The sequence below is a fragment of the Luteolibacter sp. genome, assembly GCF_058122085.1.
This window is the reverse complement of record NZ_JBIKBQ010000001.1, coordinates 15694-33291: the sequence shown is the minus strand read 5'-3', so window position 1 is coordinate 33291 and position 17598 is coordinate 15694. Positions and strand designations below refer to the sequence as shown.

Below are 17598 nucleotides of genomic sequence, written 5' to 3'. Positions count from 1 at the left end.
TGCTCGTTCTGGGGTGGACCTCCCATCAGATTTCCCTCAGCATGCGGCCCATCGCCACCATGCCGCCGAACTTCTCCTCCACCGCCAATGAAACCTGGGCCGTCGCCGACCTGCTCCGGGGCGACTTCGGCCCGCTCCCTTCTTTTCGCGGACTCCAACTCGGGACGTTAACGGCGGCCCGTAAGAGAATCTACCAAGGCCTGCCATATTTTCGATTGAGGCTTCACCTTGGCCTGGGGCAGGATTTAAAGAGGACGTTAGGATGTTGCCGCCCGTCACATCTTCGCCTCACCTGCTGAAATCCATTAGAAAAACCTCGATAATTCATTATGCTCTCCTTCGCCCCCGGTGCCCGTGTTGTTGTTCGTGACGAGGAATGGCTGGTCCGCCGTGTTGATCCCTCTTCTGACGGCGGCTACCTGCTGAATTGCGACGGCGTGTCCGACCTGGTGCGCGGGCGCTCCTCCCTGTTCCTCACCAAGCTGGAGGGCGAAGAGCGGATCACCGTGCTCGACCCGTCGAAGACGGAGCTCGTGGCGGATTCCAGCTCCCAATTCAACAGCACTTTCCTCTACCTGGAGGCGAAGCTCCGCCAGAGCACGCCGAACGACGACCGCATCCACCTCGGCCACCGGGGCGTGATGAACCTCACACCCTACCAGCTCGACCCGGCGCTCCAAGCGCTGCGCCAGCCCCGGCAACGCATCCTGATCGCGGACGCCGTGGGTCTCGGGAAAACCTTGGAGGCCGGCATCCTCGCCTCCGAGCTGATCCAGCGCGGGCGCGGCCAGCGGATCCTGGTCATCACGCTCAAGAGCATGCTCACCCAGTTCCAGAAGGAGTTCTGGAGCCGCTTCTCCATTCCCTTGGTCCGGTTGGACTCCGTGGGGCTCCAGCGGGTTCGCAACCAGATCCCGAGCAACCACAACCCGTTCAACTACTACGACCGTACGATCATCTCGATCGACACGCTCAAGAACAACCTCGAATACCGGAACTACCTGGAGAACGCCTGGTGGGACATCATCATCATCGACGAGTGCCACAACGTCGCCGCCCGCGCCGGCGAGTCCGGCCTGTCCCGCCGTGCGCGCCTGGCGCGCATGCTGTCATCCCGGTCGGACACCCTGATGCTGCTCTCCGCCACGCCGCACGACGGCTCCGCCCGGAGCTTCGCCTCGCTGATGGGCCTCTTGGATCCGACAGCCATCAGCGACCCGGATGATTACACCCCGGGTGACTTCCAGGACAAGGGACTCGTCATCCGTCGGTTCAAGAAGGACATCCGCGACCAGGTCGCCGAGGAGTTCCAGGAACGGATCACCGAGCAGTTGCGGCAGGACGCCAGCCCGGAAGAGGAAGCTGCCTACGAGGCGCTGCTCGCCATCCCCTTCACCCAGAAGGGCCGCCGCCAGGGAGGTCGCCATCAGGAACTCCAGCGCGTCGGCATGCAGAAGTCGATCTTTTCCAGCCCGGCCGCGGCCTTGAAGTCCACCCGGCAGCGGATCCGCCTGTTGGAGGGGAAAGACGACGGCCCGAATCCGGAGGAGTCCGCTGAAATCACCGCCCTCCAAGTCTTCGCCGAGGCGCTGGAGAAAATCGACGCCGCCAGCTTCTCCAAGTTCCAGCGGCTGGTCACCCAGCTGCGGGATGCCACCTACGGCTGGAAACCCTCCGATCCCGCCGACCGCCTCGTCGTCTTCTCCGAACGCATCGAGACCCTCGAATGGCTGCTCGCCACGCTGCCCGCCACACTCGGCATGAAAGCCGACCAGTTCCAGATCCTGCACGGCGGCATGTCGGACACCGAGCAACAGGACATCGTGGAGCGCTTCGGCCGGAAGGACGACGCCATGCGCGTGCTGCTTTGTTCGGACGTCGCCTCGGAGGGTCTGAACCTCCACTACTTCTGCCACCGCCTCGTCCACTTCGACCTACCCTGGTCGCTCATGGTCTTCCAGCAGCGCAACGGCCGGGTGGACCGCTACGGCCAGCGCCACCAACCGCGCATCACCTACTTGTTCACCGAGACCCAAGTCGAGCGCATCAAGGGCGACCTCCGCATCCTCGAAATCCTCCAGACCAAGGACGAGCAGGCCAACAAGAACCTCGGCGACCCCGCCTCCTTCCTTCACGTTTACGACCCGGATAAGGAAGTCGCCAAGGTCGAGGAAGCCATGGCCGCCCACGTCGCCCCGGAGGCCTTCGAGCAGGAACTCGATGAAAACGCCGCCCGCGCCGAGGAGCCTCCCGCAGATGACGATGACGATGCCGGCGAGTGGCTGATGTCTCTCTTCGCCAGTGGCGATAGCGAAAATCAGAAGGAGCCGCAGCCTCCCAGCACCAGCTTCATTGACGAGCCGCCCTCCCTGTTCGGCGATGATCGCTCGGATAGCGACTACGCCTTCGCCAAGACCGCCCTCCAGCAGCTCTCCATCCCGAATCCCATCGCCCAGTTCTCGGTCGATGACCTGCACCGCACCGTCACCCTCACCGCGCCCGCCGACCTCCAGGACCGCTTGAAATTCGGCATGCCCGCCGAAGCGCGGAACAAGGACCACCGCTACACCCTCACCGCCAGCAGTCTGGCCATGGCGGAGGCCATCGAGCGTGCACGCCAAGCCAAGCGCGAGGAGGAATCCTGGCCAGCCCTACACTACCTCTGGCCGCAACACCCCATCATGGAGTGGCTCACCGAGCGTGTGCTCACCGCCTTCGGCCGACATCGTGCGCCGGTCGTCCGCCTGCCGCATCTGGCGGATGGCGAGCAGGCGTTCATCATGCTCAGCCTCATCCCGAACCGCAAAGGCCAGCCACTGCTCATCGAATGGCGCGTCGCCGTACAGCGCGAGGGAAATTGGGAACTCGAAGCCTTCCCGGACTTCGCCACCCGCACCAAACTCTCCGCCGGCCAGTTGCCCAACAGTGGCGTAGCCATCGACACCACCTCCCTCCAAAAAAACCTCCCCGCTGCCGTCACCGCCATGCGCCGCTTCATGGTGGCGCGCCAGAAAACCTTCGCCACCGACATGGACGCGCGCTTGGAAACCACCCTCGCCGATCTGGCGCGTCTCCAAGGCCAGCAGGAGGAGCAACTGGAACTCCGCTTCGAAAAATCCCAACTCGCGGAGAACCTCAAGCGCGGCCAACGCGAGCAGCGCACCCAGCACATCCGCAAGGTTTTCGACGAATACCGTGATTGGGTCCGCGACACCATGACCACTGAGCCCGAGCCCTTCATTCAAGTGCTCGCAGCGGCGACCAAAGGCTGAAGTATGAATTATGAAGGATGAAGAAAAGAATGACCTGGTGGAGCGGACGACGGTGTTCGGGTTGCGCGTCGTGAAAATGTTTGTGGCGCTGCCAAAGACCGAGGAGGCGCGTGTCTTGGGCAAGCAGGTGCTGCGTTCCGGTACATCGGTCGGCGCGAACTACCGCGAGGCACAACGCGCCCGCTCCACTGCCGAATTTATCGCCAAGATCGGCGACTGCCTCAAGGAACTCGACGAGACCGCCTACTGGCTCGAACTACTCGTCCGCGCGGAGATTGTCTCTGCCTCAAAACTCTCCGCCCTTCAGGACGAAACCAACCAGCTCCTCGCCATCTTCACCACCATCTCAAAAAAGGCAAAAAGCCTCTAAAATTTCATACTTTGTCTGGCTCTTCCCTTCATCCCTCATCCTTCAACCTTCATGCTTGATACTACCGTCCAGACCTTTGTTGGCATCACCAACGAAAACGAATTTTACGGCCACCACTACCTTGCCGAAGTGTTCCAGGGCGACATCAAGACCCTCATCGAGCAATGGAACGCCGCCGAGGAAGTCGCTGCCACCCCAGAGGAAAAAGCCACCGCCCGCGCACCGCACCGCCGCTTGGGCGGACTCGGTGGAAAATGGTTCGCCGCCATCTCGGCCCTCGCCCGCCTCAAGGACCCCGCCGAACGCCTCCGCGCCCACGCCGCCCTGCACCAACCGCTGATGGAAGCCCTCGGCTACCGGCTCAATCCCCGCCAGATCGAACTGCACGCCGGCATGCCCGTGCCGGCATGGAGCGTGCTCGGCGACGAAGGCCAGGCCCCGCGGCTACTCTTTATTCCTGCCTTCGATCCCGACGCCGACGAGGAGGCCGACGTGCTGGAACACCACCTGACCCGCGTCCATTACGACGGTCTTCCGGTCCCGCCCGCGTTCGCCAAGTCCACGTGGTCGGACATTCTCTCCGACGCCCTCTTCGGTGCCGATCACCCGCCGCGCTACACCATCGTCGCCGGGCTCACCGAGTGGCTGCTGCTGGACCGCTACAAGTGGCCGAACAACCGCCTCCTGCGCTTCGACTGGACGGAAATACTCGACCGCAAGGACGCCCACACCCTCCAGGCCGCCGCCGCCTTGTTGCACCGCGACAGCCTCGTCCCCGCCGCCGGCGAGAGCCTGCTGGAGAACCTCGACGCCAATGCCCACAAGCACGCCTTCGGTGTCAGTGAGGATCTCAAATACGCGCTCCAGTCCGCCATCGAGCTACTCGGCAACGAGGCCGTCACCCAACTCCGCGCCAAGGCCATGGCCGGCAAGCAGGGCTTCTACTCCGGCAAGGACGCCGTGGACCCGGCCGACCTCAGCATCGAGTGCCTGCGCATGGTCTATCGCCTGATGTTCCTCTTCTACATCGAGGCCCGCCCGGAGCTTGGCTACGTGCCCATCCAGAAAAGCGACATCTACGCCAAGGGCTACAGCCTCGAATCCCTGCGCGATCTGGAAATGGTCACGCTCCACACCACTGAGGCGCGCAACGGCCGCTACTTCGATGCCACCCTGCGCCAGCTCTTCCTCCTCGTGCGCCAGGGCTGCGGAGCCAGCGCCGAGCAGACCCTCACCACCGGCAGCCTCAAGGAAGTTTTCAGCCTCGCCCCGCTCGACAGCCGCCTGTTCGACGTGGACGCCACCCCGCTGCTCAATCTCGTCGTCTTCCCGAACCACATCTGGCAGGAAATCATCAAAGGCATGTCGCTCAGCCGGGGGAAACGCAAAGGCCGCGTCAGCTACCAGCTCCTCTCCATCAACCAGCTCGGTGCCGTCTATGAGGCGCTGCTCTCCTACCGCGGCTTCTTCGCCCCGGAAGACCTCTACGAGGTAAAACCCGAGCCCAAGAAAAAAGCCAAAGCCGCCACCACCGACGAGGACGACGACGAAGACTCGTCCGATGACTCCGACCAGACCGATCTCTCCGAAGTTGCCACCGGCGGGGACGTCATGGAAAACGCCTGGTTCGTCCCCGCCAGCCGCATCAAGGAATACAAGCCCACCGAGATCGTTCACGACCTCGACGACGATGGCCGCCGCGCCATGCGGAAATACCCGCGCGACACTTTCATCTACCGCCTCGCCGGTCGCGACCGCCAGAAGAGCGCCAGCTACTACACCCCGCAGGTGCTCACCCGCTGCCTGGTGAAATACGCGCTCAAGGAGCTGCTCAAGGACAAGACCGCCGATGAAATCCTGCTCATCACCATCTGCGAGCCCGCCATGGGCAGCGCCGCGTTCATCAACGAAGCCGTCAACCAGCTCGCCGAGGCATACCTGGAGCGCAAGCAGGCCGAGTTGAAAATCCGCATCCCGCACGAGCAATACGCCACCGAGCTGCAGAAGGTCCGCATGTTCATCGCCGACCGCAATGCCTTCGGCGTGGACCTCAACCCCATCGCCACCGAGCTGGCGGAGGTCAGCCTCTGGCTCAATGCCATCTACGGCGAGCCCACCGAGGAGGGCAAACCGCCCCGGCCCGCGCGCGTCCCGTGGTTCGGCTACCAGCTATTCACCGGCAACAGCCTCATCGGCTCCCGCCGCGAGGTCTATCCGGCCGCCCTCCTGAGGGAGAAAAAAGCCGACAAGCGCTGGCACAACACCGCCCCCAAGCGGCTCGATCCCCTCAACCCCGTTCGCGGCGAAAACGAGATCTATCACTTCCTCCTGCCGGACCCCGGCATGGCGGATTACAGCAGCGGCAAGAAATCCGTGGCCAACCAGCTCTACCCGGACGACTTCGAGCGGCTCAAGGCCTGGCGCAAGGACTTCACCCAGCCGCTGGAAGAACACGAGGTGATGCGCCTGCGCCAGCTCTCCACCGCCATCGACGCCCTGTGGGCCGAGCACGCCAAGCTCATGGCCGAGGACCGCCAAAAAACCGAAGACCCACTCGCCATCTGGCCCGCCAATGAGACCGAGGAAACCCGCCTGTCCCGCGCGGAAAAGGAGGAAATCCGCACCAAGCACCTGCTAAATCAGGACGACGACCTCGCCACGCCCTACCGCCGCCTGAAGTTGGTTATGGATTACTGGTGCTCCCTCTGGTTCTGGCCCATCACCCAGAGCGCCGCCCTCCCCAGCCGCGAGCAATGGTGGATGGAAATCGGTGCCATTCTGGAGGGCAACATCGTCGAGGTCGCGCTCCAAAAAGAGATGTCGCTCGATGCCCCGGCCACGCCAGTCGCATCAGGTGAAAAAAACCAACCCCACCTTCTCGACGTGCCGGGGAACGCGGAGCTCTTCCCTTCATCCCTCATCCCTCAACCTTCATCCTTACGTCTCCACGACCGCTACGGCCAGCTCCGCATCAGCCGCCTGCGCCAGAACTTCCCGCGCATCGCCACCGTCGAAAAGTCCGCCGCCCGCCACCGCTTCTTCCATTGGGAACTCGCCTTCGCCGACATCTTCGCCTCACGCGGAGGCTTCGATCTGGTGTTGGGAAATCCGCCATGGCTCAAGATCTCTTGGGAAGAGTCTGGGGTCCTCGGCGAAGTGAACCCGCTCTTTGCCATTCGCAGCCTGAACGCCACCGAAATCGCTAGACTCCGAGCCGAAGCATTCGCCCAGTTCAAGGGCTTACAGGATGCCTGGACGGCGGAATTGGAGCAGGCGGAAGCGACACAGAACTTCCTCAATGCTTTCCAGAACTATCCGCTGCTCAAGGGGATGCAGACCAATCTCTACAAATGCTTCCTGCCTCTCGGCTGGATGCTCACTGGGAAAACCGGCGTCGCCGGCTATCTCCACCCTGAAGGACCGTATGATGATCCCAAAGGCGGTGGCCTGCGGGAGGGTGTTTATCGGCGACTGCGGGCACATTTCCAGTTCGTCAATGAACTCCAGTTGTTCGCCGAGGTGGATCACCACACCAAATACAGCATTAACATTTATGGATCAATCCGCGAGGCACCCGGCTTCGACCAAATCGCCAACCTCTTTTCCCCCGCCACGGTGGACGCCTGTTTCACTCACGATGGCAGCGACACCGTCGGCGGCTACAAGGACGAAAAAGGCAAATGGAACACCACCGGCCACGCCGACCGAATCGTGCACGTGGATGAACCGCAACTGAGCGTTTTCGCCCAGCTCTATGACGCGCCAGGCACCGCCTCCTTACGTGCTCGGCTGCCCGCCCTTCACGCCGGCAAACTCTCCTCTGCCTTGCGAAAGCTGGCTGATTACCCCCACCGCCTCGGCGACCTCGGAGAGGACTATGTTTCAACCGTCATGTTTGACGAAACCAATGCACAAATCACTGGCACTATTGTACGCAACGCCGACCGGAGCGCGCCCTTCGCGACCTCGACGGATGAGTGGGTCCTCTCGGGACCGCATTTTTATCTTGGCAACCCATTCAACAAAACTCCTCACGCTATTTGTAACGCCAACGGTCACTACTCACCCCTCGACCTCGAAGCTCTCCCAGACGACTACCTGCCCCGCACTAATTACCGCCCTATGGAGGACCGCGTCGAATACCTCCGCCGCACCCCTCGCGTCTCTTGGATCAGAGACGGAGAGATCATGGGCAAGCCAGTGACGGAGAATTTTCGGGTCATCAATCGGGAGATGATCGGACCAGCATCGGAACGCTCGCTGAGCACCACGTTGGTTCCACCGGGAGTGGCGTGGATCAACACCATTTTGGGGCATGCCTTCATTGATCCCAAGTCAATGATTGCTTTTCTTGGATGGAGTCAGTCGGTCCCTCTCGATTTTCGAGTCAAAACCACCGGCATGGGGCACGCCAACAAATCCCTTGTCGACCAACTGCCGATTCCCGAATCGCTCAAACCCGATGCTGCCGTCCGCACCCTCGCCCTCAACTGCTTGACCACCCACTACGCCCCGCTCTGGCAGGAACTCTTCACCCCCGCCTTCACCGAAGAAACCTGGTCGCAGCCCGAAAACCCGCGCCTGCCGCAGCACTTCTTCCGCGACCTCACGCCCGAGTGGCAGCGGCATTGCGCGTTGCGCAGCGACTACGCCCGGCGCATGGCGCTGGTGGAGATCGACGTGTTGGTGGCGCAGGAACTCGGCCTCACCCTCGAAGAGCTGCAACTCATCTACCGCGTCCAGTTCCCAGTGATGCAGCAATACGAGCGCGACACCTGGTATGACCAGCACGGCCGCATCGTCTTCACCAACAGCAAGGGCCTCGTCGGCGTCGGCCTCCCCCGCAAGCGCGGCAAGAAAGACCCCGAGATCACCCTCACCCTGCCCGACGGCCTAGGAAAAATCCCGCGCCCGATCCAAGGTTGGGAAGAACTCCGCCAGCTCCAGGAATCCGGCCACCTCCCCCCCGGCTCTGTCGCCACCACCACAGTTACCGACGACACCCTCCCCGGCGGCCCCCGCAAGGTCGAGCGCCGCTACACCGCCCCCTTCGCCCTCGCCAGTCGCGAGGAAGATTACAAGATCGCGTGGAAGTTTTTTGAAGGGAGGAAACAGCCATGACTGTGGAAGAGCTCATCAACATCATCGCCGGCCGCGAGGGCGAGCAGGTGGAATTTAAGCAGTCCCTGCTCAGTCGCCGCGAGTTTGCCGAGTATGCGGTCGGACTGGGTAATTCCGGAGGCGGTTGGCTGCTCACGGGCGTTAGCGACCGCCCGCCGCGCCGGGTGCATCCATTTCCCTGGCCGTCAGAGGATGACATCCAACGGATTCGCACCAGCATTTATGATGCCGCACGCATCCGCGTCGATTTCCTGCGAGTGGAGCACCCGGACGGACCCGTTCTCGCCATGCGAGTCCCTCCGCGCCCCCGGGGCATGGTTTTCCACACTCAGGACGGAAAATACCTCATCCGGCTCGATGAAGGGCTGCGTGGGATGACCTTGCCCGAACTCGATGCGATCCGCCGGGAGGCCGGTGGCGAAATCACCGCACAAGCGGTGACCGGTTCGTGGTCTGACCTCGTCCGGCCTGCCGGGATGGAGGCATTGCGGGAACTCATGATCGAAGCCGGTGCCCCGCGCGACCTGACGACCCTCGCCGATCCCGACCTCCTCCGCGCCCTGGGTCTGCTCAATGCCGATGACCACCTCCTTACCGCCGGCCTTCTGCTAGTTGGCCACTCCGATGCTATCCGGGCACTTCTCCCACATGCCCAGTGGAGCTTCTTCCGCATGAAGGGCGATACCGACTACGAGCAGGCCGAGCGCGGCAGCGACTGCATGACTGTCTCGCTCCGCCGGCTTCGCGAACTGGTGGCCACCGATAACCCCATCGTCACGATCAAGGGCGACCTCGTCCATGCCGAGTTTCCCCGCTACCCGCAGATCGCCCTGCGCGAGTTGCTGGTCAACGCGCTGGCGCATCGTGACTTCGAGGTGCCCGGTGGAGTTGTCCTCAAGCAATTCCGTGATCGTATCGAACTCAGCAATCCGGGTGCCTTCCCGGCCGACATCACGCCGGAAAACATCCTCCATCACCCGTCCACGCCGCGCTACCCGGCGCTTTTCGGTGCGCTGGCCAAGGTGCGCCTCGCCAATGCAGCCAACCTCGGCGTTCCCCGCGCCTTCCGCGATCTGCTCTCGGAGGGTAAGGAGCCGCCCGTTTACTCCACCACGGGCCAGACCGTCACGGTCACCATCAAAGGTCAGGAGGCCACCCCTGAATTCATCAAGTTGATCCGGCAGCACCCGGATCTCACCGTCGATGACCTCCTCATCGTCCACTACCTCACCCGCCACCGGGAGGTCAGCACCACTGAGGCGGCCAGAATCTGCCAACGTCCGCTCGACAGCACCCGCGAGATCCTCGCCCGCCTCGCATCCCGCGACCGCTTGCTGGAATCCGGCGGCCCCGCCGGTCGTGGCCGCTACCACCGGCTCAGCCGCCAAGCCTGTGAGGAACTCGGAGAAACCCTCGCCTACCACGTGGACAGCCGCCTCACCCGCGAGAATGCCAAAGGCCGCGTTCTCTCCGCCCTAGAGCATGGTCCTCTCTCAAACGCTCAAATCCGGGAAATCACGCAAATGAGCCGTGAGCAGGTCAAGTGGCTCATGCGCAACCTCACCGAGGAAGGTTTGGTGGCCATGTCCGGCACAAAGCGGAGTTCCGTGTGGCACACAAAGACACCTCCAAAGAATGGAGAATCACCATGAACTTTGGGGATTCACCAAAAAACGTGCCCGCTGACTTTTGCTCGGCGAGCATAAGTTATGAGCGCGAGCATCATTCACCCACCAGCAAAGCGCGTCAAAATGTCCCAAATCATCTGAAGCCTACCCCAAATCGCCTGAATCCGGACACCTTTATGGTTCATGTCCAAAACTTATGGGGAATCCCCAATACCAGCGCTCAAACCTTCATCAGCCCTAAGCCCCGTTCGCCCATTAGTTGCGCGTTCAAAACTTATGAACGTGGTGCAAAACTTATGACCGCGAGCATAGGGACGGGGCTAGAGTCGGGGCTAGAGTCAGGGGCTAGAGTCAGGGGCCCAGTCGAGGGCCCAGTCGAGGGCCCAGTCGAGGGCCCAGTCGAGGGCCCAGTCGCAACGGATACTAACTCGCCCGAACTCCGGGACACCGAAAGCAGCCGCCCACTCCGCATTTCTTATGTGCCGCTCATGTGCACTTCCGCCCGCCCCGGGCGCTCCTTGGTCGGCGGGAAGGCGTGTTCTGGCGCAACTCCGTCCTGTTTCCGTCCGTCCTTATGTACCGCTCATGTGCAAACCGACCGACTCCCTCCGGCCGGCTGTCGAGTCCCGCCACTCCGCCCGGCAGCCACGATAAACCGAACCATGCACAATAAACTCGACCACTTTATTGTGCATCCACGCGAAACTCACCCACTGAGCGATGTGCTGAAAAATACAAAAAAGGACACAAACCGTCCATTTCTGCATACGCCAGCACCTTCATCCTTCTGACTTCATCCTTCACCCTTTTCCATGCTACCATCCCTACTCGCGCGCGAAGTCCAAACCGGACTCAAGCAGTTCCTCACCGTTGGCTTCGAGCCGTCCGACCCGTTGTTCGCCGGGGTGATGGAGCGGTTCGCCGAGCAGGAGAGCCGTTGGATGAAGGGGCCTTACGTGCAGCTCGGCCTGCCGTTCAGGGTGGGAGGCAAGGGCAAAACTTTCTTCAAGGGATTTGAGACCGAGCACCCCGGCTACGTCCATCAGGAGGCCGCGTGGCAGCGGCTCGCCAGCGACCATCAGGCCGCAGCCACGCTGGTGGCAACGGGTACCGGATCGGGAAAGACCGAGTGCTTCCTCTACCCTCTGCTGGATCACTGCATCCGTGCGAAAGCCGTCGGCACGGCTGGGATCAAGGCGCTGGTCATCTACCCGATGAACGCTCTGGCCACAGACCAGGCGCGGCGCTTCGCCGAAGTCATCGCCACCACCCCCGCCTTCGCCGGGCTGCGCGTGGGCCTTTTCGTCGGAGGCCGCACCGGGAAGGATGGCCGTGGTCAAACCACGATGATTCCCACAAGCGTGATCACCGACCGCCAGACGATGCGCGACGACCCGCCGGACATCCTGCTGACCAACTACAAGATGCTCGATTACCTCCTGATCCGGCCGAAAGACCGGAAGCTGTGGAGCAAGAACTTACCGGAGACGTTGCGCTACGTCGTGGTGGACGAGCTACACACCTTCGACGGGGCGCAAGGCACCGACCTCGCCCTGTTGCTCCGCCGCCTGCGGGCGCGCCTGGAGACCCCAGCGGAAAGCCTGATCTGCGCCGGCACCTCCGCCACCCTCGGCGGCAATGCGGACACCTCACTGCTGCGCGAATACGCCCGGCAGATTTTCGGCTACGATTTCCCTCCGGATTCCGTCATCACCGAGAACCGTCTGACCGAGTCGGAGTTCCTTGGGAGCAGTCCCATCGAGCACCTCTTGCAGCCGCGACAGGACTTCGCGGAGATCCTAGCCCCGAGCCAATACGGCAGTCAGGAGAAGGCGATCGCCGCGTGGTTCCATGTGTTTTTCCCGACCGAGACTGCACCGACGGACGTCAACGATCCTACGTGGCGGAGGCAACTCGGCGTCCTGCTCAAGAAGCACCTGGTTTTCTTCAATCTGATCAAGTTTGTGAAGGGTGGCATCGTGCCACTCGCGGAACTCCAGCAGAAGTTGCAGGGTTCTGTGCCGGAGAGCGCCCGCCCGGTGATCGCCGACGTGCTCGACGCATTGCTCTCGTTGGTAGCCTGGGCGCGCGATCCCCACGGCCAACCGCTGGTGACACTGCGCGTGCAACTGTGGGTGCGTGAGCTGCGCCGGATGGTGGCCAGTCTCCGCACCCAGTCCGCAGACATCGAGCTGATCTCCGCCAACGACGTGCGGCCGCAGGAAAGCCGCCTTCATCTACCGCTGGTGCAATGCACGGACTGCCACTGCAGCGGCTGGCTCAGCCGGATGCCGGCGGGACAATCCCTGCTGTCACGCGATCTCGATCTGATCTATAGCTCCTGGTTCTCCAGCCAGCCGGAGATCGTGCGGCTCTACTCCACCAAAGGGCTGACCCAACCGCAGGTGCAAGGTGTGACTCAACACCTCTGCACGACCTGCGGGGTGCTGAACTTCGAGGGCACCACCTGCCACACCTGCGGTAGCGAGGAGATCATTGATGTCTTCCGGGTCACCGCCACGAAGACCAGCACCCGCGCGAATGGGCCGACCAGCACCTGGCACGACCCGACCTGCCCCGCATGCGGCAGCGGTAGCTCCATCCTGCTCGGTGCCCGCAACACCACCCTTGGATCGGTGGTGATCGAGCAAACATGGTCTAGTCCCTACAACGACGACAAGAAGCTCATCGCGTTTTCCGACGCCGTGCAGGACGCCGCCCACCGTGCCGGCTTCTTCACTGCGCGAACTTACCTGAACACGGTGCGGACAGGGCTCTCCCGGGTGATCGATCAGGTCGCCCAACCGGTGTGTGCATGGAATGATTACCTCGCTGCGGCGCGTGATCTCTGGTCGCAGTCCGGCTCGCCTCTGGCAATGGATCCCCAGAGGTTTGTCTCCGAGTTCATCGGCCCCAACATGCTCTGGCAGAAAGACTGGGTAGAGCACTTGCAGAAGGATGGTCAACTGCCCAAGAACAGCCGTCTGCCTGAGCGTGTGCGCAAGCGCCTGGCCTGGCAGGCCTTCGCGGAGTTCACCTATATGAGCCGACGCGGACGGAACCTCGATACGATAGGCAAGGCGGTGCTATCGCCACCCGCTGATGCCGTGCGCCGTGCCGCCACTGCGGTGCTGCCTGTGCTGAAGGAGAAGTTCGGCCTGCGTCACCTCGATGAGAAATCTATCTTCCAGTGGCTCTGGGGTTTCCTGAACCACCTCAAGATGAGGGGCGCGGTCACACACCCGGAGATGGCCACCTTCATGGAGGATGGGAATGTCTTCGCCTTCGCCAGGACGGGTGGACGCAAGGAGTGGATGCCGGGCATCGGCCCACGCGCCGCGCAGCCGCGGTTCCTCTGCCTTGGCGCACCGAACCAAGGGTTTGACCGACTTACTTCCGCACAAGGGCGCACGTTCCACCAGGTCTGGCTGGAAGCCATCTGTCAGGGCGCTGGCCAGATGCTGCCGAAGAACGGGGAGGCTGACATCTATGGTGCTGCGATTAACGCGCTGGTAGCGGAGGACTTGCTCAAGGTGGTGAACGGACAGCATGGGGATATCGTCGGCCTCAACGCAGGAAAACTCCTTCTCGATAAGCGGGTGACCCGGATCATCTCGACCCAGGGCAAGCGCGGTCTCTCCGTCCCCTCGGATGTGGCGGACGAGCTGCTGGGCATGCCGTGCCTGCAAGCGCCGCAGGAAACCTACACGGAGAAGCAGGATGGAGAGCATTGGTTCGCCCGTCAGTTCAGCCGGGGTGACCTGCGCCGGATCTTCTCGGCGGAACACACCAGCATGCTGGAACGGGACAAGCGCGAGGCTCTGGAGCAGCGCTTCAAGAGCAAGCAGCCGCAGCCATGGTTTGAAAATCTTCTCTCGGCCACACCTACCCTGGAGATGGGCGTGGACATTGGTGACCTGTCTTCCGTGATGCTGTGCTCGGTGCCGCCGAACCAGGCAAGCTACCTCCAGCGTATCGGCCGTGCCGGCCGCCGCGACGGCAATGCGTTCACCTCCACCTTGGCAGACGGTGCCAGCCCACATGACCTGTATTTCTTCGAGGACACCGAGGAGATGCTCAGCGGAGAGGTCACACCGCCCGGGATCTTCCTCAAGGCTCCGGAGGTGCTGCGCCGCCAGTTGCTCGCCTTCTGTCTCGACAACTGGGTAGGCACCGACATCCCGGATCAGGCCTTGCCGGAGGAAACCAAGGAGGCGCTCGACGCCTATGACGCGAACGACCAGAAGCGCTTCCCCTACATCTTCCTGTCCTACATCCAGGAGAACGAGGTGGAACTCCTTGCGGGATTCAAGTCGCTGCTGGGCAAGGATCTTGACGAGAGGGTGGACCGGCGGCTGACGGAGTTCATGGAGGGCACCGAGCAGGAGGATCCGCTACGCCTCCGGCTGCTCAATCTACTAGAGGAGTTGGCAGGCGAGCGCAAAAGCTATCGGGAACGCGCCGAACGCCTCAAGAAGAGGATAGCAGAACTGAAGAGACTACCGCAGGACGAGGCAGTGGTGGAGGAGACCGAACGCAGCCAGCTAGAGCGGCAAAAGGCTCTTGGCCTGGCCAAGGAGATCAACAAGCGTCACCTGCTGGAAACTCTCACGGATTCCGGGCTGATTCCCAACTACGCGTTCCCCGAAGCCGGTGTGGAACTCAAGTCCGTGCTCTGGCGCAGACGCACCGAGGATGATGCGCAGGATGCCGGAGCCTACATTTCCCTGCCTGCCGAGAAATACGAGCGGCCCGCCCAATCTGCGCTATCTGAGTTCGCACCGGAGAACATCTTCTATGCCAACCGGCGGAGGGTGGAGATCGAGCAGATCAACATGGAGCTGTCCGCCGTAGAGGAATGGCGGCTGTGTCCAACGTGCAATCACAGCGTGAACCTCTCGGTCCACGCCGACAGCGATGGAGCCTGCCCGAACCCGAAGTGCGCCGATCCGATGTGGTCCAACATCTCACAGAAGCGAAAGCTGATTCGCTTCAAGCAGGCCATCGCGAACAGCAATGAGGTCGATGTGCAGATCGATGACAGCGCGGAGGATCGCGAGCCGAAGTTCCACGTCCGCCAGTTGCTCACCGAGTTCAACGCAGGCGATGTGCGCGAGGCATACAAGCTCACCTCACAGGAGACGCCCTTCGGCTTTGAGTTCATCGAGCGGGTATTGTTCCGCGACATCAATTTCGGCGAACCCACTAAGCCGGGAGACACTTACTCCGTTGCCGGACAGCAGAAAGCCAGACCCGGCTTTCGACTCTGCAAACACTGCGGTCAGGTGCAGCGTCCCCCGCGCAACGCACGCGAGCGCACCAAAGCACAGTTACACGCCTTCGACTGCGCACAAAGGGATTCCGACGACCCGGAGAACCTGATCGACTGCCTCTACCTTTACCGCGAGTTCTCGTCCGAGGCGCTGCGTATCCTGGTGCCCTTCACCCGCTCCGGCACCGACGAGATCTCGGTGCAGTCGTTCATGGCAGCTCTGCGCGTTGGCCTCAAGCGGCGCTACGGAGGTAAGGTGGATCACCTGCGCCTGATCACTCAAGAGGAGCGCTCAACGGATGGCGGAGCCAGCCGCCACTATGTGTTGATCTACGATTCGGTTCCCGGCGGAACGGGTTATCTCCATGAGCTACTGGCCGACGGAGCGGAGACGCTCATCAATGTGATCCGTCTGGCGTTGGAACATATCAAGGGCTGCACCTGCAATGCGGATCCGGGTAAGGACGGCTGCTACCGCTGCGTCTATCAATACCGGCTTGGACGAGAGATGGCTCTCGTTTCACGCGACCGTGCACGTGCCATTCTCGAAGCGATCGAGGACAACCTCGGCCAACTCGAAAAGGTGGCCACGGTGGCGGACATTTACGTCAACCCGAACTTCGACTCGGATCTGGAAGCAAAGTTCATCGAGAGCCTACGCCGGCTTGGCGGCAAGGGTGGCCTCCCGGGAGTGCGTCTCGTAAAAGAGATCGTGCAAGGAAAGTCGGGTTATCTGTTGGAGGTCGGCACGCAGCGTTACTGGATCGAACCGCAGGTGAACCTAGGGCCGACTGACGGGGTAATGATTCCTTCGTGCCCGGACTTCGTGCTATGGCCGGCAAAGACCGGTTCACCGCGACGGCCAATCGCGGTATTTTGTGACGGCTGGGCGTTTCACAAGGACATCACCCGCGACGATGCCGCCAAGCGCAACGCCCTGCTCGCCAGCGGCAAATTTTGGGTCTGGGCGGTCACCTGGCAAGAGGTGATGGCGGCCATCGGCGGCAGTTCGGAAACCGACTTGGGCGACAGCCTGGAGTCCATGGCGCTCAGCGATCTACCTGCGCAGCTAAAGGGAATGATCGATGCCGCGCATTGGACCCGCCACTCGGTGGCCGCGCTCCTTCATTGGCTGGAGGCTCCTGTGACCGATGGCAAGGATGGGCGGGCGCTTCGATGCGCCAAGCATGCCGGGGCCACGGCCTTCCGGATGATCCCGGATCCTCGCAAACCGGAAAGCGCCGCCCAGCGGGCGCAACTGGAGCTGTTCTGGAATGAACTGCTCGGCACCTTGCCATGCGAAAAGCCAGCCAAGGCAATGGCAAGCGGCAACCTCAACGAGTTGCTTCTCACGTTCCGCTACTGGATCACACCGACCCTGGCCGACCCCGAAGCCGCTGTGCCGAAGAGTCCCGGCTTTCTCGTGCTCGACCCCGCCGCAGCCGAAAGTGAACTGGAGCAACACTTGAGCTGGCGGCGTTGGTTGTGGCTGTTCAACACCTTGCAGTACCTGCCCGGCGTCTTCCTCGCGACACGTGAGAGCTTGCTTGGTCAGGATCACAACGCCATCACGCCCATGGACGGTGCCAAGCCAGCCAGTGGTGGCGGACAGGCGGCACAGGCCGCCGGCTGGGAGGACGTCATGGACCAGGTGATGGAATTTCTGCAACCGGGGCTGAAGGAACTGCTCGATGCAGGCGTGCCCGTTCCCGACGAGGTGGGTTTCGAGCTGGAGGAGGACGGCGAAGTGGTGGCCGAGTGCGAACTCGCCTGGACCACCCGCAAGGTGGTGCTACTCCTGGAACCCCATACCGATACCGCGGCAATCTGGACCAAACGTGGTTGGCAGACGGTCACGGCTTCACCCGGATGGCCCGGACAACTCACCGCCAAGCTCAATTCGGATCCATCTGCGGAGCCGGCCTAATTCCTAAC

5 protein-coding genes are annotated in these 17598 nt (G+C 62.2%); all 5 read left to right on the top strand.

Annotation, left to right across the window (positions count from 1 at the left end; all coding sequences use genetic code 11):
* Window positions 1–329 precede the first annotated feature (329 nt).
* The 5 genes from AC4DF4_RS00110 to AC4DF4_RS00090 all read left to right on the top strand — a co-directional run bounded on the left by AC4DF4_RS00110 (window position 330) and on the right by AC4DF4_RS00090 (window position 17590).
* Window positions 330–3272, top strand: a complete 2943-nt coding sequence (locus tag AC4DF4_RS00110) for a DEAD/DEAH box helicase (RefSeq protein ID WP_490046066.1) — start codon at window positions 330–332, stop codon at window positions 3270–3272.
* 10 nt (window positions 3273–3282) lie between these two features.
* Entirely contained in the window at window positions 3283–3642 is a 360-nt protein-coding gene (locus AC4DF4_RS00105; RefSeq protein WP_490046065.1) for a four helix bundle protein, read from the top strand.
* 51 nt (window positions 3643–3693) lie between these two features.
* Window positions 3694–8763 (top strand): Eco57I restriction-modification methylase domain-containing protein, encoded by a 5070-nt coding sequence (locus tag AC4DF4_RS00100; RefSeq protein ID WP_490046064.1) that lies wholly within the window; start codon window positions 3694–3696, stop codon window positions 8761–8763.
* Window positions 8760–10415 (top strand): RNA/DNA-binding domain-containing protein, encoded by a 1656-nt coding sequence (locus AC4DF4_RS00095; RefSeq protein WP_490046063.1) that lies wholly within the window; start codon window positions 8760–8762, stop codon window positions 10413–10415. The genes AC4DF4_RS00100 and AC4DF4_RS00095 overlap by 4 nt, the downstream gene beginning before the upstream one ends.
* Before the next feature lie 788 nt (window positions 10416–11203).
* Window positions 11204–17590 (top strand): DEAD/DEAH box helicase, encoded by a 6387-nt coding sequence (locus AC4DF4_RS00090; RefSeq protein ID WP_490046062.1) that lies wholly within the window; start codon window positions 11204–11206, stop codon window positions 17588–17590.
* The last annotated feature ends 8 nt before the right edge of the window (window positions 17591–17598 follow it).

Coding starts and splice junctions, on each gene's coding strand:
- AC4DF4_RS00090 (WP_490046062.1), top strand. CDS start 11,204: ATGCTACCATCCCTACTCGCGCGCGAAGTCCAAACCGGACTCAAGCAG.
- AC4DF4_RS00105 (WP_490046065.1), top strand. CDS start 3,283: ATGAAGGATGAAGAAAAGAATGACCTGGTGGAGCGGACGACGGTGTTC.
- AC4DF4_RS00110 (WP_490046066.1), top strand. CDS start 330: ATGCTCTCCTTCGCCCCCGGTGCCCGTGTTGTTGTTCGTGACGAGGAA.
- AC4DF4_RS00100 (WP_490046064.1), top strand. CDS start 3,694: ATGCTTGATACTACCGTCCAGACCTTTGTTGGCATCACCAACGAAAAC.
- AC4DF4_RS00095 (WP_490046063.1), top strand. CDS start 8,760: ATGACTGTGGAAGAGCTCATCAACATCATCGCCGGCCGCGAGGGCGAG.